We start from the raw sequence: 18,498 nt of genomic DNA on the forward strand, positions 1-18,498 counted from the left end.
GGCACCCGACCGGGTTCCGGCCGCCCGCACCGGAGCGGACGGCCGGAACGATGCCTTACCGGTTACTGGAAGTTCCAGCCCCGCGAGTTGCACAGCAGGTTCTCGTTCGAGCTACGGTCCCAGGTGCACGGGAACCCGTTCAGCACGCTGTTCTCGTAGTAGTTCTTGTTGCACTGGCCCCATTTGCCCTTGCCAAGGCTGTTCACGCACATCCCGTGCCGGTACAGGCTGCCGTTACGGAAGTTCTCCCACTTGACGACCGCGGAGGCGCCGTCGCCCAGCTGGTCCTGGACCCACCAGCGGTCCCCGTATGCCTGGTAGCAGATCTCGACCGCGGGCACCGAATGACAGGTCAGCTCCGAACGCGACGGCAGGTTGCCTGCCACCGCGAAGTTCCGCTCGAACTCGGCCACCGCCGCGCCGCTCGCGGGTGTGGCGGTCTCCGCGGCCACCGCGGTGCCCGGCAGGCCGGCGCCGATCAGCGCGGCGATGGCCATCGACAGGGTCAGCAGTAGTGCTCGGCCCTTACGCATCTGTTTCCTCCATTCGTCGGCTTCCCGCACCGCCTGCTTCGGCGGTGCGGGTGGACGGCGGTGAAACCGCTCGTCGGCCGGCCCGGATTCACCGTGCACCCCGGAGGGGACAGGAGCCCCCTCCCCCAGAAGGGTGTTCTTTCTCGCAATTCGGCTACCGGTTCCGGGCGGCCCAGCCGAGCCTGCCGAAGAACCCGCCGATCTGGAAAGCTTTTGCACCAGAACGAAAACCACCGGCCACGCACCGGTAACTCGCTACCCAGACCAGACGGAATAATCGAAAAGTTTCGCTTACAAACCCGTTACCGCAGCTCAGCTACCAGGCCAGGGCATGCAGCTCCCAACCGAACACGTGATTGAGATCACCGACCCCGCGGGGCATTACCAGACGATTGCCCAACGGGAAACCCGCCAAAAGAGGGTGCCTTCATCGGGCCGCTCGGTTATGGGAAAATGTTGGCCCCTACCTCCATTCGGGTGGTGACGTTGGGTCCATTGGGAGTATTTTCCGGTGGGAAGGTAACCAATACCCACATGTTTCCGTCATCCTTTCCATATGGCTGCCGCTCGGCGGGCCGGAGTGGGAACGCCGGACCCGTGCCGAGCCCAGCAAGTTGATGACGGCGTCCTGGACCCCGACGAACCCGTGTGGTGAGCGACAGGACCGTGATCTGGGGGATGGCGTGGACGAGATGTTGGAGTTCCGCCTGCTCGGCCCACTGGAGGTGCTCGCGCAGGCGGAGCCGGTGCCGATCGGCGGGCTACGGCAACGCGTGGTGCTGACCATGCTGCTGCTGAATGCCGGCCGGGTGGTGTCGGTGGACAAGCTGGCCGAGACCGTCTGGGGCGCATCGCGGCCCTCGACCAGCCGGACCCAGGTGGCGATCTGCGTGTCCGCGCTGCGCAAGGCGTTCCGGGCGCACGGGGTGCGGGGAGAGGTGATCGAGACCGCCGCACCAGGGTATGTGCTGCGCCCGGAAGGGCACCGGGTGGACACCCTGGTGTTCGAGGAGCTGGTGACCAGGGCACGGGCGGAGGCGCGGCAGAACCGGGCCGCCGAGGCCGTGCGCTGCTTCGGCTCGGCACTGGCCCTGCGGCGTGGCCCGGTGCTGTCCAATGTCACCGGGCTCGCCCTGGAAGAGGCGGCCGAACTGATCGAGGAGAGCCTGCTGACCGCCTATGAGGAGCAGGTCGAGCTGCGGCTGGAGCTGGGCGAGCATCGCTCGCTGGTCACCGGGCTGGCCGCGGCGGTTGAGAAGTACCCGCTGCGGGACCGGCTGCACGGCTCGCTGATGACGGCGCAGTACCGGTCCGGGCGGCGGGTAGCGGCACTGGAGACCTTCGCCCGCTGCCGCCGCCGGTGGGTCGAGGAGCTGGGCCTGGAACCGAGCGTGCAGTTACGGCGGTTGCACGAACGCATCCTGCGCGACGAGGAGAGCCCGCCCGCCCAGCGGCCCCCGGCCCAGTTGCCCGCCGCCACGCAGGCGTTCACCGGGCGGGCCGGGGAGCTGGCGGCACTGGACCGGCTGGCGGCCTGCGGCGGGCCGGGCGGCGCGCCACCGCTGGGGTTGCTGGTGGGCGGCGTCGGGGTGGGCAAGACCGCGCTGGCGGTGTGGTGGGGGCAGCACCGGGCCGACCGGTTCCCGGACGGCCAGCTGTTCGTGGACCTGCACGGGCACGATCCGCATCGCGCGCCTGCCGACCCGAGTGCGGTGCTGGCCCGGCTGCTGCGTGCCCTCGGGGTGCCCGCGGACCAGGTGCCGCGCCCAGCCGAACGGGCCGGGCTGTTCCGCACGATGCTGGCTCGCAGGCGGATGCTGCTGGTGCTGGACGACGCAAGGGACGCCGCGCAGGTGTGGCCGTTGCTGCCGAACACCGCTAGCTGCCAGGTACTGGTGACCTCCCGCGACCCACTGCGCGAGCTGGTGGCCCGCTGCGGGACCGTGCCGCTGCGGCTGGACAGCCTGCGTGCGGACGAGGCCGTGGCGCTGGTGCGCGGGATCGTCGGCGAGGCCAGGATCGCGCGGGAACCCGACGCGGTGACCCAGCTGGTCGAGCTGTGCGGGCGGCTGCCGGGGGCGCTGCTGGCGGCCGCCGCGCATCTGGCCAGCAAGCCGCACTGGGACGTACCGAGGATGGTGCGTGAGCTGTGCCGGCCGCGGCACCGGCTGGCCGGGCTGGGCGGCGCGGGGCAGCGGCTGCGCGACGGGCTGGCCGCCAGCGCGCGCAGGCTGGACCCCGCGGCCGCGCATCTGTACCGGGCACTGGGCGAGCTGCCCACCCCGGAACTGACCTGCTGGACCGCGGAGACGCTGCTGAGCTGCCCCGCACCGGACGCCGACGACGTGCTCGAGCGTCTTGTCGACGCGCACCTGCTGGAACCGGCGGGTTCCGACGCCGAGGGCGGGACCCGCTACCGGCTGCCCAGCCTGCCCCATGCCTACGCGGCCGAACTGGCCACCGCAGGCCCATGACCCGAAACCGGCTCGACGGGAGAGGAAACCCAGTGACCACAGTCGAAGCGTGCCCCTACCCCTTCAGCGACCCGGTCCGCCTCGACCTGCACCCGCGCTACGCCGAGCTGCGCGCCGAGCGGCCCGCGATGCGGGTGCGGTTGCCGTACGGCTCGGAATGCTGGCTGGTGACCCGGTACGAGGACGTCAAGACCGTGCTCGCCGACAACCGGTTCAGCCGGGCGCGCGCGGCGGGAAGGGAAGACACCCCGCGGGTCACCCCGGAGGCCGCGCCTGCCGGATCGATCCTGAGCATGGACCCGCCCGAGCACAGCAGGCTGCGCAGGCTGATCGCGCGGGCCTTCACCTCCCGGCGGGTCCGCGAGTTCCGGCCGCGCACCCAGGAGATCGTGGACGGCCTGCTGGACGAGATCGAGCGCACCGGGCCGCCTGCCGACCTGGTGGAGAGCCTGGCGCTGCCGTTGCCGGTTTCGGTGATCTCGCAGATGCTCGGCGTTCCCCCGGACGAGCACCACCGGTTCCGGGACTTCTCCGCCATGGTGTTGTCCACCACCACGCACACCCGCGAGGAGGTGGTGGCCGCGCGGGCGGCGCTGGAGGAGTACCTGGCCGAGCTGGCCGAGCAGCGCAGGCGGCAGCCCGGCGAGGACCTGATCAGCGCGCTGGTTGCCGCGCATGACGATGACAAGCTCACCGACAAGGAGCTGACCCAGACCGGGATCACCCTGCTGGTCGGCGGGCACGAGTCGACCGCGAGCCAGTTCGCCAGCTCGGTGTACCTGCTGCTCTCCCGGCCCGAGCAGTGGGCGCTGCTGCGGGAGAACCCGGAACTGGTGCCCTCGGCGGTGGAGGAACTGCTGCGCTACATCCCGCTCGGTTCCGGCGGGGCGTTCGCCCGGATCGCCACCGAGGACATCGAGCTGGGCGGCGTGCTGGTCCGGGCGGGCGAGGCCGTGGTGGCCAGCACCAACTCGGCCAACCGGGACGAGCAGATGTTCGCCGATCCGGAGGAGCTGGACCTCGCCCGCGCGGACAACCCGCACCTGGCCTTCGGCAGCGGGGTGCATGTCTGCCTCGGGGCGCAGCTGGCGCGGGGCGAGCTCCAGGTCGCGCTGGGCTCGCTGCTGTCCCGCTTCCCCGGATTGCGGCTGGCGCAGCCCGCCGAGGAGGTGCCGTGGAAGGAGGGCACGCTGCTGCGCTCGCCGCGGAGCCTCCCGGTCACCTGGTGATCAGCTGCGGCTGTGCACCAGGAAGTCGAGCACCGTCTCGGCTGCGGACAGCTGCCCGCTGGTCGCCCCGACCGTGCGGGCCGGGCTGCGGAAGTCCCCGCCCGGCCAGGTGTGCCCGCCGCCGTGCACGATGACGGACACCACCTGTAGCCCGGTGCCGGGGTTGGTCCAGGTGTCCCTGCTGACCGAGGTGCCATCGGCCGGCGCAGTGGCGGGCAGGTCCTCGTGCCGGTGCCGACTGGCCCCGCCGGCCTCCCGGAAGGCCGCCACGGTCTCGGCGGTGGACTGGGTCGGCATGGGCGGTTCCTTGCCGATCTCCGGGGTCCGCTCCGGGACACCGGCCAGTCCCCCGATGGGGCGCAGCGGGTCGGCGTCCCCGTAGATGGACAGCACCGGGATCGGACCACGCGGCCGCACCGGGGCCGGTGGGCCCGCCAGCTGGCCCGCAACGGACGCGGCGGCGGCGAACCAGCCGGGACGTTCCGCGGCCAGCCGCAGGGCCATCGCCCCGCCCTCGGAGAACCCGGCCACGTACACATGGTCGGGGTCCACTCCGGCAGTGCGGATCAGCTCGTCGATCACCGCGCCTGCGAAGTCCACATCGGACTCAGGGTCCGGGCGCAGCCGGGTGGGCCGGGGCGCGGCCGCCCAGCCCTCGTGCCGCCCCTCCAGGTAGGCCACGGCCACCCCGCGGGCGTCGGCGGCCTCGTTCAGCCCGCTGTAGCGCTCCATCCGCGCGGCTGAGCCGCCCTTGCCGTGCAGCACCAGCAGCAGCGGCCAGCCCGCGCCCTCGGCCGGCAGGCCGGAGATGTGCAGCCGGTAGCTCCGGGAGGTTCCGGCGAGGGTGATCTCCCGGACCTCGGTGGCGGCGTCGGTGACCACCCGGCGCTGGGCCGGGGTGGTGCCACCATCGGCCAGCGGCGTGACCGCGGAGGACACGGCGGGGCGTTGCGGGGACGGCTGCTCCGGCGCGGAACACCCGCCCAGCAACACGGCGAGGATGACGGCGAGCACGCGCCACCACGGCGTCCGGCGCCGGGGGCCGGGCACGTCCGGCCCGGTCGCACACTGCGGGGCAAGCACTCAGTCAAGGTAGCGGGCGAGGTCCGGATGGACCGCTCCCGACGCGCCCGGTTCAGCCTCCCGGGTGTTACCGGTGTGCCAGAACAGCAACGTGCCCTCGTCCCCGTCTTCGTCCTCGCCCTTGGTATCGGCGTTGGCGTCTGCGAGGAACCGGGCGAAGGCCTTGGCCCCGTAGCACTCGTCCACCCGCACCCCGGCCGAGTCGTGCAGCAGGCTCGCCGCGCGGGTGGCCCGCGGGCCTGGCACGCCGTAGGGCGCGCCCGCGCACCCGTCCACCTGCCGGATCTGCTCCGGGCGCACCGCCCGGTCGCCGCCCCCGAGCGCGGCCGCCACCGCGCGGGCCCGCTCCAGCGGGCCGGGACCGGTGACCGAGGGATCGCCCACCACGTCCACGGCGACCACGCGGAACGGCAGCCCGGACAGCGCCAGCCCGGCGGCGATCCCGGCGGCGGTGAGGGTGGAGGCCGCAGGCAGGTACACCCGCAGCGGGGTGGGCAGGTCCAGCGCGCTGGCCTGCTCGGCCAGCTCCCGGCCTGCCAGTGCGTGCGCGATCCCGGCCACCGGGTCCGCGCCGCCGAACGGGATCACGTGCGGCCGTTCACCCCGGCTGCCCAGTTCGGCCAGCGCGGCGCGATGGCGTTCCCGGGAAGGGTGCACCGAGACCCCGGTGGGCACCGGCTCCAGCCGCGCGCCCGCGGCCAGCGCCAGCCGCAGGTTGCGGGTCACCAGCCGCCCCGGTTCCTGGGGCAGGACCAGTGCGGTGACCGCAAGGCCCAGCCGGGCCGCGTGCACCGCGGTGGCCGCGACGTGGTTGGAACCCACGGTGCCCGCGGTGAGGATGGTGGTGGCCCCGGCCGCCGTCGCGGCGCCGAGGGTGAACTCCAGCGCCCTGGCCTTGCAGCCACCGAAGGCCGGGGAGTTCTCGTCATCGCGCTTGACATACGCCAGGCGGCGGGTCAGCCCGGTGAGTGGTTGCAGCCGGGTCGGTGTGGTGACAAGGGACACCCGCGGCCGGTCCCCCGCGGGCTCGGTCAAACCCGCTCCCGCGCCGCCGCCGCGCTCAGGGTCTCGCGCAGGCTGCGCGGGCGCATATCCGTCCAATGCTGTTCGATCCAGTCCAGGCAGTGCTGTTTCCGGCCGCGCTGCCCCACGGTGCGCCAGCCGTCCGGGACCGGCCGGGCGACGGGCCAGATCGAGTACTGCTCCTCCTGGTTGACCACGACCTCGTATTCGGTTTCCTCGTTCTCACCCGACACGAAAATACCTCCACACACATTTTTGCTCACATTGTAGCGACTCGTCTTTTTGTTTCGTTATTGATTGCGGATAATGTTCTTCCGGCGATATTGTCGCGGCCATGTCGATCACCCGGGGCGCGCAGCGGCTCGGACTCCCCCAGATGCGCGGGCTGCACCGGCTGGCGATCGGCGCCGCGGTGGACAGCCTTGGCAGCGGGATCTTCATCCCGTTCACCATCCCGTACTTCCTCATCGTCACCGATCTGGACCTGGTCAGCATCGGCACCGCGCTCTCGATCGCGGCGCTGGCAGGCGTTCCGGCGGGGATGATGGCCGGCCCGCTGGTGGACCGGCTGGGTGCGACGACCGTGGTGGTCGGGTCGAACCTGCTGCACAGCATCGGTTTCCTCGGCTACCTCTTCGTGGACACTCCGTGGCAGCTGGCGCTGGTCGCCGCGCTGATCTACTGGGCCGACGGGGCCTGGCTACCGGCCCAGGGGACACTCGTGGTCGAACTGGTCGGGCTGGACCAGCAGCCACGCTGGTTCGCGCTGATCCGCTCCACACGCAACGCCGCGCTCGGGCTCGGCGGGATCATCGCCGCCTCGGTCGTCGGCTTCGGCGACGCGGGCTACCAGGCGCTGGCGGCAGGCAACGCGGTGAGCTACCTGCTGGTGGCCGTGCTCATCGGCAGCTGGCCGAAGGCGCGGGCCCGCGCGGGCAGGCGGGCCGCGGTGTCCCGGCCACGCCCGGCAGGCGGATATCGCCAGGTGCTGCGGGACCGGCCGTTCACCCTGGTGGTGCTGGCCAACGGATTCTTCGTGCTCGCCATCTTCGCGATCATCCTGCTGATCCCCGCCTATGTCGGCGTGACCATGCCCGAGCTCGCCTGGCTGCCAGGGGCGCTCTACACGGTCAACACGGTGCTGGTGGTGCTGGCGCAGCCGCCGGTGGTGCGCTGGACCGAGCGGCGGGCGGAGACCGGGGTACTCCGGCTGGCCGCGCTGGTGTGGATCGCCTGCTTCGGTGTGCTGGCGGTGTCGGCGCTACTGGCCCCGCCGATGGCCGTGCTCGTGGTGTTCGCCGGAGTGGTGGTGTTCACCGCCGCGGAGCTGCTGTTCGCCCCCACCAGCGCGGCCTTCGCCGCCCGGCTGGCCCCGCCCGCCCTGCGCGGGCGCTACCTCGGCACGCATCAGCTGTCCTGGGGAACGGCGACCGTGGTGGCCCCGCTGCTGTTCACCAGCCTGCTCTCACTCGGCCCGGTGTGGCCGTGGCTGGCGCTGATCGCCATCTGCGGCACCGGCTGGCTGCTGATCGGCGTGGCGGGCCGCAGGCTGGGAACCCGCCCCCGGCAGCACGAAACCGAGCCGGCCTGAGCACTCGCCGTTGCGCGGTGCTCTTAGACTCGTTTCACGGTGTGTGGCCGGTTGTGCAATCTCGGCGACGGCACCGCGGCCTCGAGGAGGGCTGAGAATGACCACCGTGCCCGACCCGCTGCTGGACGACAATCCGTTGTCCAGCGCCCAGATCCGCTATTGCGTGCGTGTTCCAGCGGCTTCGGCGACGCCGGGACCACAGGAAACCCGGCCGTTCGGGCTACTGTTCGCCCAGGCCAGGCCGACTCCGACGGTCAGGTCGTATTCGTACTGCCACGAGTTGCAGGTCGCCGTTGGCGATGACGGGGTGCCACTCATCGAGATGATGGGAAAGGAGTGGGAGTCCAAATCCTCCACCGACGGGGACGAGGGCCCGGAGGAGAACTGGGGCTGGGAAGAGAAATGACTCCGAACACCGTGGTGATCTTCGCCCAGGAGGCGGACGCCCCGGTGGACGCGGTGGTGCGGACGCTCACCGGGCGGGGTGTCGCGGTGTTCCGCGTCGACACGAGCTGGTTTCCCAGCCAGCTCGCGCTCGACGCCCACCTCGACGACGCCGGCCGGTGGGCAGGTGCGCTGTCCACCGAGCACCGTAGCGTCGATCTCTCCGACATCCGGTCGATCTGGTATCGCGATCCGGCTGCGTTTCGCTTCCCGACCGGGCTGACCGAGGTGGAACGCGCCTATGCCCACCGGGAGGCCCGGCTCGGGCTCGGTGGTGTGCTGGCCGCGCTGCCTGTCCTGTGGTGCAACCATCCGAATCGGACCGCGGACGCGGTGTTCAAGCCCCTGCAGCTGGCGACTGCGGCGGCCAGCGGCCTGTCGGTACAGCCGACGATGGTGACCAACAGCCCCGACGCCGCGGCCCGGTTCGCCACCGAGCAAGGCGTGGACAACACGATCTGCAAGTCATTCGGCCCGAACACCATCACTGAGGGCGGCGCGCTTAAGGTCGCATTCGCCCGCCGTCTCGATGACGCGGACCTCACAAGCGTGGGGTCAGTCGCCTCGACCGCGACCCAGCTGCAGCGATGGGTCGACAAGGCCCACGAAGCCCGCGTCGTGGTGGTCGGTGAGGCGGTGTTCACCATCCTGATCAAGGCGGGCTCCCCGGCCGGCCATGTCGACTGGCGGGCCGACTTCGAGTCGCTGACCTACCGCCTGGTCGATACCCCGCCGCAGATCGCCGACAGAGTGCGCACCTATACGAAGACGCTCGGCCTGACCTATGCCGCGCTGGACTTCGCGATCGAGAAAGACACGGACCGCTGGGTGTTCTTGGAAAGCAACAGCAACGGGCAGTATGGATGGCTGGAAGCCCAGACCGGGGCGCCGATCACCCACGCCATCGCCAATCTGCTAGCCGGAGGAGACTGCCCGTGACAACCAGCCTTGACACGGAGTGGCCTGCCCTGGCACGACGGCTGGCCAGGGATCTGGAACAGTCGGGCAAGCTCAGCGACCCGGCATGGCGGGCCGCGGTGTGCGCGGTGCCGCGCCACGAACTGGTGCCCGACTACTTCCAACAGGACCGCACCGGCACTTGGACCCGTTCGGACACCACGACCGACGAAGGCCGTCGACAGTGGCTGGAGAAGATCTACTCCAACTCGGTGCTGATCACCGCGTTGCGCCAGGACACCCGACCGCCAAGGGTGCTGTCCTCCTCGACCCAGCCAGGCTTGATGACGAGGATGCTCCAGGCCCTGGACGTCCGCGAGGGGCACCGCGTACTGGAGATCGGGACCGGCACCGGCTACAACGCCGCACTGCTGTGCCACCGGCTCGGCTCGGCGGGGGTGTACTCCGTCGACGTCGAGCCCGGCCTGATCAGCACCGCCCGGAAACGCTTGCGGCATTTGGGATTCACGCCCACCCTCGTCACCTGCGACGGCTCCGCCGGGCTGCCGGTGCACGCCCCGTTCGACCGCATCATTGCCACCTGCGCGGTACCGGCGATCCCGTGGACCTGGGTCGAGCAAGTCCCAGTCGGTGGCGCGGTCCTGACCGATCTGAAGATCGCCCCCAACGCCGGTAGCCTCGTCCGCGTCACCCGCACCGGGCTCAACCGGGCCGAGGGGCGGTTCGACTCGACCTATGCCGCGTTCATGGGACTACGCTCCCAGCCCGGTGAACCCGACCGCAGTCCCGCCTGGGCCCACCGCGACGCCACCAGTATCGAGCGTCACATGACTACCGTGGACCCGCAGACCCCGTGGAACTCGATGATCGTGTGGTTCCTCGCCGCGTTCGACATCGGCCCCGACATCTCGATCGGGTTCGCCGGCAGCACCGACACCGACGCGGCCCGGCCGCCCGACGTCTCGCTCACCACCCCGGACGGCTCCTGGGCCCGCATCAGCATGGGCATCACCGACAGCGGCGGCCACGAGGTCGCCCAGGGCGGGCCACGCCGACTGTGGCAGATCATCGAGAGCGCCCACGACCTGTGGAACCAGCTCGACCGGCCCGGATGGGACCGTTTCGGACTTACCGTCACCCCAAGCGAGCAGACCGTCTGGCTGGACCAACCGGACAGCCCGCGCCGCTGGCCCATCGCCCAGTGACGTGGTGAGCCCATCCGGAGCCCTGGGCAACTCACCCCGGCAAGGAGAAAGGGAGGCGCCCGCCGACGAGCTGCTCACGCTCGCCCTCGGCGCTACCGATGCGCAGGCGTCTTGGCTGATCAAAGCTGGCTCGACGGCGTCACCAGCGAACAGTTCCCTCGGTGCCGAGCAAACAGCCCGCCGGGGAAATCATTCCTGTTGCAGCTGCCACAGGAGGGCGGCGGCGAGCTGGTGGAGGGGTTTGGCGAGGTCGAGGTGGTCGCCGTCTTCCACTCGGCACAAGAGCTTGGTGATAGCGGCCAGCTGGGCGACTCGACCGCTGTAGGTGTCCAGTTGGTCAGCGAAGTGCTGGTGGACTTGGGCGGCGAGGTCGGGTGCCAGGGTGCTCGCGCAGTAGAGGACCGCGGCGTCGTAACCACGCGGTGCCCAGCCCCAGTGTTCCCAGTCGAGAATCCACAGGGTGGGCGCTGTCAGGTTACTCCAGTGCAGGTCACCGTGGGCGCATGACCAGTCGAGCCGGTCCACATCGAGGTCGAAACCGAAGGCGGCGAGCAGGTGGTGGCGGAGGACATCGTCGCCGATGATCACCCGTTTAGTGTGACGAACCGCCGACACGGCGCGCAGTCCCCGGCGCAACGCGGCCCACCACGCTTCGGGCAGCTCGACGTGGCTGCGGAAAATCATGTCGTCGGCGAGGGTTTCGTCCGGCACGTAGGTCATCAGTTCGGCCCGGACTCGCTGGTCGCCGACCGTCCATTCGAGCATATCCAAGAGCATCGGCTTCGGCACGGAGGCGAACGTCTCGTCGTTCGCGTCGCTGTTACCGGTCCAGCTGTCGCCTCTGCTCCAGCGCTCGTGTTCGCTGATGACTCGTAGCCAGAGGGGGCCGTCAGGGGTGTCGATTCGTGCCCCGACGGTGCGCTCGTGCCATCCGAAGCTGTGACGTCCGGTGAGAGTGCCCTTGACCTGCGCGGCGGCGACGGCCAGCTGCCCGCAAAGCCACGTGCGCTGGTCGGCCGTGGTGTCATCGAACGGCATGGAAGCTTCCGCAAGGATTATAACGGACAGTAGTTTTAGTCACTGTCCGTCGCCAAGGTGCGTGGGGTTCTAGGCTTGGGGCCATGTTAATCGACCACGTCAAGGTGACCTCCGCGTTCGCCGCCGACGACGAAGCCGCCTGGCCGCTGTCGGTGCCCGCGATCCGCGACGTGGCCAAGAACGGGCTGACCTTCACCAGCGACCTTGTCGTGCTGGTCGGCGCCAACGGTAGCGGTAAGTCCACCCTGCTGGAAGGCATCGCCGAGGCATACGGGCTGGACGTTCGTGGCGGGCATGGCGGCAGGCGCTACTCCAGCCCCCTGGACAAGAGCCCACTTGGTGAAGCCCTTCGTCTGCACCGCACGAGCCGCGGCAGCAAATTCACCGGAAGGAATGCCACCGGGTTCTTCCTCCGCGCCGAAACCGCCCACGGCATGTTGGCCTACATGACCGACATGGGCATCGCCGGCTATGGCGACCGTCTGTCGTGGGAGGTCAGCCACGGCGAGTCCTACCTGCAAGCCATCACCGGGCGATTCAACGGCCCTGGCCTCTACCTGCTCGATGAAGCCGAAGGCCCGCTGTCGTTTCAGTCCACCCTCGTGCTGTTGCATCACCTGCGCGAACTGGTGACCACACACAATGCTCAGGTCATCTACTCCACCCATTCCCCGCTGGTCGCCGCGCTACCCGCCGCGCAGATCCTGGAACTGTCCGAGGACGGGATCTGCGAGCAGGACTGGTCGGATCTGGAAACCGTGCGGCTGTGGCAAGCATTCCTGCGCCACCCACAACGAATGTTCGACGCTGACTAGGAATCAACTCAGGAGGCTCCTAGCGGGTCGGGCGGCATTGCATTGGCTGGCAAGGATTGCCTGTTCGTGGTGAGCACCGGCGCCCCGGGCCGGGGTAGTTCGGGGAGCAGAACTGATCCGCAGGTGAGCACTGTTTCGGACTGCATGGCGAGGACATCGGTTCGCACCGAGGCCCGCAGTTGACCGGGTCACAAACCGGACTGCAATTCGGTCCGCATGCCTGTGTGTCATCCGTGTTCGCGTGGCCGCGGAACGCCTGCTCCAGGCTGGCCCTGACCTCGTCGGCCAGAGGGCTGGACAGAACGCGAGCCAGTTCGACGTCCAAGACGTTGCCGATGGGCAGCCAACGGCTGAACACGCAGGGCCAGACATCCCCGTTCGGGGAAATAGCGGCGACTCCATCGCCGCAGCGCCCACACAGTTGGGCGGTGCCCGGCTGCTGGTCGCGCACGCCGCGGCCGACCTGACGCACCCGGTCGTAGCCGACGGCGGGCACTCCAAGGTCCGCGAGTTCGGTGTGCGCTCGCTCGGACCGTTGTGCGGCGTCATCCACCATGCCGAAGTCGATCACCCCGGCCCGCAGTGGGACACCGCGCCGCAACGCCTCGGCGATGTTGGCTTTCGTGCGGGCGTGGCTGGGGCGGCCGGTGATCGCCGCGTGCTGGTCGGGGTCGTCAGAGTAGTACGAGGTCGCCAGCGACACCCCCGGCCGGGTAAACACTTCCCACAGCGGCTCGGTGACGTGCACCAGATTGGTGAACACCTCCACCTCCAAACCGCAGGCCAGCGCGTGGTCGATCAGCCCCGGCAAGTCCGGGTGCAGCGTTGGCTCGCCGCCGATGAACTGGACGATCTCCACTCGCATTTCCGCCGCCTGGTCGAGTACCCACACCCAGTCAGCACGGGTCATTGACCCGTGGGTACCCGACGGGCCGGACTGGGCATAGCAGTGAGCACAGGCAAGCTGGCAGGTGCCGGTCAACTCCAACCACAGGAACGACACTCCAGCCATACCCAACCTCCTTGAGTGTCAATCACGTCCGGAGCTCCAGTGTGGCCCGGCAACCCATCGAGGCCAGCCCGGACAACCCGAGTGGACCAACGGCGGGATGCTCGAGCGGACCGGAGCCCCGGGCGGCTCAACCCGGCAAGGAGAAAGGGAGCCGCCCGGGGCTCACCACTCCGATGGGCCAGCACCGAAGCGGTCCGGATGGGCCCCGGCGCGGGAGTGAAGGAGGACGCGCCGGGGCCCGTGCTGCCGGTTCCGAGGGAAGGGAGATCCGGCAGCGGTCGAGGGGTTCGGTGTCGTGAACTCAGGTGGCAGGCATCAGCTGCTCCCGTTGCCGGTACGCCGGGTCTCGGCCTCATGCACCTGCTCACACCGCGTGGCGTGGCCGGAGGTCGGGTAGGTGGTGCGGCAGTACCAGCACCTGCGTGCCTCCCGGGTGAGCCGTGGCCACTGCCGCGCCTCCGCTTCCGGTACCCGCAACCGCACGAATTGTTGTGGCGGTGGGTGGCGGCGGGTCATCGGGCGGCCCCGTGCCATCCACCCCAGCCACCACCCACCCGCGGCTTCGTGGCCAGCTCGGCCTGTCGCCGCTGGTGGTGGACCACGCACTCCGCGCACTTCGGCGGGTCTTCGGTCAGCAGGTCCGCGTACACGATCCGTTGGTTGAGGCACGCGATGATCGCCCGGAACCCACCGTTCTCCCGCCCACGGGAGTAACCGGTGATGTAGTGCAGCTCGCCCCGCCAGGGCAGCCACCCACCAGGAAGCCAGTCGCCGTCCGTCACACAACGAACGCTAAGAGCTACTCGTCGGCTACCTTGTCCTAGAAGGACAAACGAGTCGGGTTCACCCGTTCGGCACTACGCCCATCCTCCATGCAAGGCCACGTAGTTCCCGCCCACCGGCATCGCGCCGCGCCGAACCGAGCAGCCCGAAAACGGCTTCTCGCACGAAAGTGTTGCTACGGATCTGCTGGGGAGCCAGCCGTTCGGCGTGCAAGATCGCGCCGAGGCCCTCCTCGCGGGTCTTCCGCTCGGCGAGCAACCCGCGCCCGTAGTCGGCCCAGAACCCGGCCTGTCGGGAGGTGGAGATGGACTCGAGGCGCAAACCGCGAGCGTAACGGGCTACCTTCGCGCCCTCACCCAGCTCGACCCCGATAGAGGTCTTCCAGATTCCGACGTTGGTGCGGCCGAAATTCATCATCGACGGCGGCCACGGCGACACGTCCGGTTCAAGCTGTTCGGCGACCGCCGCGGCCTCATCCAGGTGGGTACGTGCCGAATCGGCGTCGCCCTGCGAGGCCGCCGCGAGTGCCGCTGTCAGGTTTGCCATGCCACGCGTCTCCGGCCGCTCGACCGGTGCGGAGTCGGCCACGCGGACCGCCAGTTGGTACTGCCTCGGGCGGCTGGTGCTGCTCAGTAGATGCGCCCGCGACCATGCCGACGCGGCCACCCAGACCGGATCACCGAGTAGTTCGGCTGCCGATCGCATCCGTTCGACCGCGACGGTCGGTAACCCAGCGAAACCGAGCCGGGCCGCCAGCGCACCCGCGGCATGGTAGGCCTGCACAAGCGCCACCAGGGCATCCGTCTTCCGCTGAGGGTCTGCGGCGTAGACGAGCAACTCGCGAACCAAGCCGGGCAGCATCGCTGCTTGCGCGGCGTAGTCCGAACCGGGACGCAGCTCATTGTTCAGCCGGTCGAAGTCCACCAGCACCGTCTCCCACGGCCGTGCCGGAGTGTCCGGTACCTCACCGACCCACCACCCGATGAGCATGTCGCCGAGTGCCGTCATCTGTGCAAACGTTTCCGCATCGTCTTTCGCGACCGGAGTGTATGGCTTGCCGGTCAGCTCCACCGGTGACACCCGCAGCGCCGCGGCCAGCGCTTCCAGCGTCCGTCGTTTGGTGACCGGCTTCTCGCCGCGCTCGATCTTGGCGAGGTACCCGTAGGAGATTCCGGACAGGTCGGCGGTGACCTGGAGACTCAGTTGCCGCCACGAGCGAATTTCGCGTAGTCGGCGGCCGACATCGTTGCCATCGTCGTACATGGCAGCGCACACCTGCCCTTCGCGGAGTAGACCTCTTCGCGTACCCCCGGCTCCTCCGGGACGCCCCTCCGCGAAGAGGCGCACCATCAGGGTAGCCACTACCTGACCGGGTGAACACGGTCGCCACGTCGGTGGCACGGTCGGCCGCGTCCCGCTGGTGCCGGGGCCGGGCCGGGACTACGGCTGGCCAGGCGGCAGGAAGCCGCCGTCACGTAGCGCGTCGCGGATGAAGTCGCCGCCGATCTCCTGGGCTTCGTCGGCGTGCCCGCGGACCCGGGTGGGCCGGTCGTCCGGCTGCTCGATCACCTTGTCCCGTTCCGCGTGCGGATGCCGCCAGTGACCACCGCAGCCTCGCGGGCACGGCATCTCCACGGTGCGTTGCACGCCGTCCGGTCGCGGCTGCTGCCAGGACATCGTGCCGGTGTCCTGGCAGAGGTCGCATGCGGGTGGACTAGTCATAGACCTCGCCGATTCCTCCGCACCGTGGGCAGTACCGCTTCCGGCTGCTGTCGTCCGGGTCGAGCCCGTTGCCGAGGCAGGCCGGACACGTTCGTGGCCCCGCCATAGTACGGAGTACCCGACCGAAACGCTCGACCATGGCGCCCTCCCTCGGAGCAGGCCCCTTCGCGTGCTCCGGCCCGCAGGCCGGGGTGTCCAACCGCGACGAGGTGCACCCCACAGGGTAACCACTTGATCACCTGTTGAACACGGTCGGCACCTCACAGCGACGGCCGCAGCGCGGCCACGCGGGTGAGCCGCTCGCGCCACCACGCGGCCCGCTCCGGATCGACGAGCGCATAGCTGCCGAGCAGGTCCGGGTCGGGGGCGGGTGGGGTGCGCGGCACCGGCAGGTAGCCGTCCACCGCCCGCACCGAGCCCGCACCCGCCACGAGATCGCCCTCCAGCAGCGCGATCGTGCCGAGTCCGCAGGCGAAGTCCAGCTCGGGCAGGGCGGCCGCGAGGGCGACCTGCGCGGCCAGCCCGACGCTGGTCTCCAGCGCGGAGGAGACCACGCACGGCAGCCCGGCAGCCTCGGCGACCCGCAACGAACGCTGGACTCCGCCGAGCGGGGTGCATTTGATGACCGCCACATCGGCAGCGCCCGCGACCGCCACCCGCACCGGGTCCTCGGCCTGCCGGATGGACTCGTCGGCCGCGATCCGGACCTCGGTTCGCCGCCGGACCGCGGCGAGTTCCTCGATGGTGCGGCAGGGCTGCTCGACGTACTCCAGGCCACCCGCGGCCCGGTCCAGCCCGCGGATGTTGGCGACGGCGGTGTCGACATCCCAGGCGCCGTTGGCGTCCACCCTGATCGCTCCGCCGGGGCCGAGCGCGTCCCGTACCGCCTCCACCCGGGCGAGGTCCTCGGCCTGCGACTGCGGATGGTCAGCGACCTTCACTTTGGCGGTGCGGCATCCGGAACCTGCGGCGATCTCGTGTGCGCGCTCCGGGCCGACCGCCGGGACGGTGCAGTTGACCGGAACCCGCTCACGCACGGGTTCGGGCCAGCCGAGGGTGCACTGCTCGATCGCCGTCGCCAGCCAGGGGGCGGCCACCGCGTCCTGGTAGTCGGCGAACGGGCTGAACTCGCCCCATCCGGCGGGCCCCTGGACCAGCATTCCCTCGCGCACGGTGATCCCCCGGAAGCGGGCACGCATGGGGATGGCGTAGCAGCGGGCTCCGGCGAGGTCGATGTCGTCGCTCATCGGTGCCAGTGTCCTCGCCCCGCCCGGCCGCCGCTGCTGTGCGTGTCCCGGTGGCTCAGGTGAGACCGGTTTGGATGCGCTGGGAGATGAAGGCGGTCAGCCGGTCCAGGCCCAGCTCGACCTGCTCGGAGGTGAGCAGGCTGATCGACAGTCGCAGGTGCGGCAGCGGCACACCATCGCCGTAGAAATGGTGCATCGGGGTCCACAGCACCCCGTGCTCGCGGGCGGAGAGCTCCAGCAGCGCGTCATCCACCGGGAACGGCACGCTGACCACGATGAAGAACCCGCCGGAAGGGCTGTTCCAGCTCACCCCGAGCCGCGCCGCGTCCGGCAGCCGGGCGGCGAGGCCGTCGAACACCTGCTGGCGGTTGCGGCGATAGACCTCGATCTCGCGGAGGTTCGCCTTCGCCAGGTCGAAGCCGTGCTCCAGCAGCAGGCCGCCGATCATGGCCTGGCTGACCGGCGGGGTGTTCACGGTGACCATGCTCTTCAGCCGGGACAGCTGGTCGGCCAGCGGGCCGGTGCGCGAGTCGCCGAGATCGACCGGCTGGTCGGCGAGCACGTAGCCGATCCGGGCGCCGGGGAACCCGGTTTTCGCGTAGGAGCCCAGGTAGACCACCCGCCCGCCGTCGTCCAGTGCCTTCAGTGTGGGCAGCCGGTCGTCGGTGGACCCGAACAGGCGGTAGGGGTTGTCCTCCAGCAGCAGCAGGTCCTCCCGTTCGGCCACGCGCAGCAGCTCCCGCCGCAACGGGACGTCCATGGTGGCCCCGGACGGGTTGGCGAAGTCCGGCGCCACGTACAGCGCGCGCGGGCGCAGGCCATCGGTCCTCGCCTGCCGCACCCGCGCCACCAGGTCGGCAAGGTCGATCCCGGCCTGGCCGTCGCGCACCGGCAGTACCGGCATGTCCACCAGCCGGGCGGCGCCGGTCAGGCCCACGTAGACCGGGGAGACCGACAGCACCACATCGCGCGGGTCGGACCGCAGGGCGCGCAGCACCAGCAGCATCGCCTCCTGGCAGCCGACGGTGACCACAATGGACTCCGGATCCGCCTGGATCCCCTCGTCCACCGCGAGGTTGCGGGCGATCAGCTCGTGGATGACGCCCTTGGTGCGGCCGTACTGGAACAGCGTCCTGCGCGCCTGATCCGGGTCCATCCCCGCCTCGTCCAGCAGGTACCGGTGGAAGGCCCGCAGGTACCGGTGGAGGTCCTGGACGTCGAAGAACTCCTCGTAGGGCCGCCCAGGTGCGAAGGACACCGCATCCGGGTAGCGGTTGGCGATCTCGTTCAGGAACTCCATGGCGGCCAGCACCGGATCGGTCAGCGATCCGTGCAGGTCACCCAGCCGCAGCGGGTCCATCAACTCCTCCTCAGGCAGGCG

At 70.2% G+C, this 18,498-nt stretch carries 19 protein-coding genes; 7 read left to right on the forward strand and 12 right to left on the reverse strand.

What is annotated here, in order from left to right; all coding sequences use genetic code 11:
* Nucleotides 1–62: 62 nt before the first annotated feature.
* On the reverse strand, nucleotides 63–533 hold the full coding sequence (locus KOI47_RS23530; RefSeq protein ID WP_216207432.1) for a hypothetical protein: 471 nt from the start codon (nucleotides 531–533) through the stop codon (nucleotides 63–65).
* 692 nt (nucleotides 534–1,225) lie between these two features.
* On the opposite strand from KOI47_RS23530, the gene KOI47_RS23535 reads away from it, so the two are divergent.
* Together KOI47_RS23535 and KOI47_RS23540 are read left to right on the forward strand one after the other, a co-directional pair.
* A complete protein-coding gene (locus tag KOI47_RS23535; protein WP_216217495.1) occupies nucleotides 1,226–3,007 on the forward strand; it encodes an AfsR/SARP family transcriptional regulator in 1,782 nt (593 codons plus the stop codon).
* A gap of 32 nt (nucleotides 3,008–3,039) precedes the next feature.
* Complete coding sequence (locus tag KOI47_RS23540; protein WP_232376195.1) at nucleotides 3,040–4,236, forward strand: cytochrome P450; 1,197 nt, start codon at nucleotides 3,040–3,042, stop codon at nucleotides 4,234–4,236.
* Here KOI47_RS23540 and KOI47_RS23545 read toward each other — a convergent pair whose 3' ends face one another.
* Genes KOI47_RS23545 through KOI47_RS23555 form a run of 3 tightly spaced genes read right to left on the reverse strand, consistent with a single transcriptional unit; the run spans nucleotide 4,237 to nucleotide 6,575 of the window.
* Nucleotides 4,237–5,319: an alpha/beta hydrolase family esterase gene (locus KOI47_RS23545; RefSeq protein WP_216207437.1), complete on the reverse strand. Its 1,083-nt coding sequence runs from the start codon at nucleotides 5,317–5,319 to the stop codon at nucleotides 4,237–4,239.
* Nucleotides 5,320–6,354: a pyridoxal-phosphate dependent enzyme gene (locus KOI47_RS23550; protein ID WP_216207441.1), complete on the reverse strand. Its 1,035-nt coding sequence runs from the start codon at nucleotides 6,352–6,354 to the stop codon at nucleotides 5,320–5,322.
* On the reverse strand, nucleotides 6,351–6,575 hold the full coding sequence (locus KOI47_RS23555; protein WP_216207445.1) for an MbtH family protein: 225 nt from the start codon (nucleotides 6,573–6,575) through the stop codon (nucleotides 6,351–6,353). The genes KOI47_RS23550 and KOI47_RS23555 overlap by 4 nt, the downstream gene beginning before the upstream one ends.
* Before the next feature lie 101 nt (nucleotides 6,576–6,676).
* On the opposite strand from KOI47_RS23555, the gene KOI47_RS23560 reads away from it, so the two are divergent.
* The 4 genes from KOI47_RS23560 to tgmC all read left to right on the forward strand — a co-directional run bounded on the left by KOI47_RS23560 (nucleotide 6,677) and on the right by tgmC (nucleotide 10,500).
* Nucleotides 6,677–7,933, forward strand: a complete 1,257-nt coding sequence (locus tag KOI47_RS23560; protein WP_216207448.1) for an MFS transporter — start codon at nucleotides 6,677–6,679, stop codon at nucleotides 7,931–7,933.
* 97 nt (nucleotides 7,934–8,030) lie between these two features.
* Nucleotides 8,031–8,339: a putative ATP-grasp-modified RiPP gene (gene tgmA, locus KOI47_RS23565; protein WP_216207452.1), complete on the forward strand. Its 309-nt coding sequence runs from the start codon at nucleotides 8,031–8,033 to the stop codon at nucleotides 8,337–8,339.
* A complete protein-coding gene (gene tgmB, locus KOI47_RS23570; RefSeq protein ID WP_216207454.1) occupies nucleotides 8,336–9,316 on the forward strand; it encodes an ATP-grasp ribosomal peptide maturase in 981 nt (326 codons plus the stop codon). The genes tgmA and tgmB overlap by 4 nt, the downstream gene beginning before the upstream one ends.
* Nucleotides 9,313–10,500 (forward strand): ATP-grasp peptide maturase system methyltransferase, encoded by a 1,188-nt coding sequence (tgmC, locus tag KOI47_RS23575; RefSeq protein ID WP_232376196.1) that lies wholly within the window; start codon nucleotides 9,313–9,315, stop codon nucleotides 10,498–10,500. Before tgmB ends, tgmC begins: the two co-directional genes overlap by 4 nt.
* A gap of 189 nt (nucleotides 10,501–10,689) precedes the next feature.
* Here tgmC and KOI47_RS23580 read toward each other — a convergent pair whose 3' ends face one another.
* The gene (locus tag KOI47_RS23580; protein ID WP_216207461.1) at nucleotides 10,690–11,538 is read right to left on the reverse strand and encodes a protein kinase family protein; all 849 of its coding nucleotides are present in this window, start codon (nucleotides 11,536–11,538) and stop codon (nucleotides 10,690–10,692) included.
* A gap of 83 nt (nucleotides 11,539–11,621) precedes the next feature.
* Between KOI47_RS23580 and KOI47_RS23585 the strand changes: the two genes are divergently transcribed.
* On the forward strand, nucleotides 11,622–12,353 hold the full coding sequence (locus tag KOI47_RS23585; RefSeq protein WP_216207463.1) for an AAA family ATPase: 732 nt from the start codon (nucleotides 11,622–11,624) through the stop codon (nucleotides 12,351–12,353).
* A 19-nt stretch (nucleotides 12,354–12,372) separates the two neighbouring features.
* On the opposite strand, the gene KOI47_RS23590 is transcribed toward KOI47_RS23585, so the two are convergent.
* The 7 genes from KOI47_RS23590 to KOI47_RS23620 all read right to left on the reverse strand — a co-directional run bounded on the left by KOI47_RS23590 (nucleotide 12,373) and on the right by KOI47_RS23620 (nucleotide 18,477).
* Nucleotides 12,373–13,365, reverse strand: a complete 993-nt coding sequence (locus tag KOI47_RS23590; protein WP_216207466.1) for a radical SAM/SPASM domain-containing protein — start codon at nucleotides 13,363–13,365, stop codon at nucleotides 12,373–12,375.
* 315 nt (nucleotides 13,366–13,680) lie between these two features.
* Nucleotides 13,681–13,842, reverse strand: coding sequence for a hypothetical protein (locus tag KOI47_RS23595; protein ID WP_216207469.1), 162 nt, complete (start codon nucleotides 13,840–13,842; stop codon nucleotides 13,681–13,683).
* A 35-nt stretch (nucleotides 13,843–13,877) separates the two neighbouring features.
* The gene (locus tag KOI47_RS23600) at nucleotides 13,878–14,147 is read right to left on the reverse strand and encodes a hypothetical protein (protein WP_216207472.1); all 270 of its coding nucleotides are present in this window, start codon (nucleotides 14,145–14,147) and stop codon (nucleotides 13,878–13,880) included.
* 61 nt (nucleotides 14,148–14,208) lie between these two features.
* Entirely contained in the window at nucleotides 14,209–15,411 is a 1,203-nt protein-coding gene (locus KOI47_RS23605; RefSeq protein ID WP_216207475.1) for a helix-turn-helix domain-containing protein, read from the reverse strand.
* A 177-nt stretch (nucleotides 15,412–15,588) separates the two neighbouring features.
* The gene (locus tag KOI47_RS23610) at nucleotides 15,589–15,870 is read right to left on the reverse strand and encodes a hypothetical protein (protein ID WP_216207478.1); all 282 of its coding nucleotides are present in this window, start codon (nucleotides 15,868–15,870) and stop codon (nucleotides 15,589–15,591) included.
* A 260-nt stretch (nucleotides 15,871–16,130) separates the two neighbouring features.
* Nucleotides 16,131–17,117: an o-succinylbenzoate synthase gene (locus KOI47_RS23615; RefSeq protein WP_216207481.1), complete on the reverse strand. Its 987-nt coding sequence runs from the start codon at nucleotides 17,115–17,117 to the stop codon at nucleotides 16,131–16,133.
* 55 nt (nucleotides 17,118–17,172) lie between these two features.
* Entirely contained in the window at nucleotides 17,173–18,477 is a 1,305-nt protein-coding gene (locus tag KOI47_RS23620) for an aminotransferase-like domain-containing protein (protein WP_216207484.1), read from the reverse strand.
* Nucleotides 18,478–18,498 lie beyond the last annotated feature (21 nt).

Origin of the sequence: Amycolatopsis aidingensis, from assembly GCF_018885265.1 — a bacterium.
Classification (GTDB): Bacteria; Actinomycetota; Actinomycetes; order Mycobacteriales; family Pseudonocardiaceae; genus Amycolatopsis; species Amycolatopsis aidingensis.

What these genes read in the sequence shown, in the direction of transcription:
- KOI47_RS23560 (WP_216207448.1), top strand. Translation starts at nt 6,677, where the DNA reads ATGTCGATCACCCGGGGCGCGCAGCGGCTCGGACTCCCCCAGATGCGC.
- KOI47_RS23580 (WP_216207461.1), bottom strand. Translation starts at nt 11,538, where the DNA reads ATGCCGTTCGATGACACCACGGCCGACCAGCGCACGTGGCTTTGCGGG.
- KOI47_RS23535 (WP_216217495.1), top strand. Translation starts at nt 1,226, where the DNA reads ATGTTGGAGTTCCGCCTGCTCGGCCCACTGGAGGTGCTCGCGCAGGCG.
- KOI47_RS23620 (WP_216207484.1), bottom strand. Translation starts at nt 18,477, where the DNA reads ATGGACCCGCTGCGGCTGGGTGACCTGCACGGATCGCTGACCGATCCG.
- tgmA (WP_216207452.1), top strand. Translation starts at nt 8,031, where the DNA reads ATGACCACCGTGCCCGACCCGCTGCTGGACGACAATCCGTTGTCCAGC.
- KOI47_RS23615 (WP_216207481.1), bottom strand. Translation starts at nt 17,117, where the DNA reads ATGAGCGACGACATCGACCTCGCCGGAGCCCGCTGCTACGCCATCCCC.
- KOI47_RS23590 (WP_216207466.1), bottom strand. Translation starts at nt 13,365, where the DNA reads ATGGCTGGAGTGTCGTTCCTGTGGTTGGAGTTGACCGGCACCTGCCAG.
- tgmB (WP_216207454.1), top strand. Translation starts at nt 8,336, where the DNA reads ATGACTCCGAACACCGTGGTGATCTTCGCCCAGGAGGCGGACGCCCCG.
- KOI47_RS23605 (WP_216207475.1), bottom strand. Translation starts at nt 15,411, where the DNA reads ATGTACGACGATGGCAACGATGTCGGCCGCCGACTACGCGAAATTCGC.
- KOI47_RS23530 (WP_216207432.1), bottom strand. Translation starts at nt 533, where the DNA reads ATGCGTAAGGGCCGAGCACTACTGCTGACCCTGTCGATGGCCATCGCC.
- KOI47_RS23610 (WP_216207478.1), bottom strand. Translation starts at nt 15,870, where the DNA reads ATGACTAGTCCACCCGCATGCGACCTCTGCCAGGACACCGGCACGATG.
- KOI47_RS23585 (WP_216207463.1), top strand. Translation starts at nt 11,622, where the DNA reads ATGTTAATCGACCACGTCAAGGTGACCTCCGCGTTCGCCGCCGACGAC.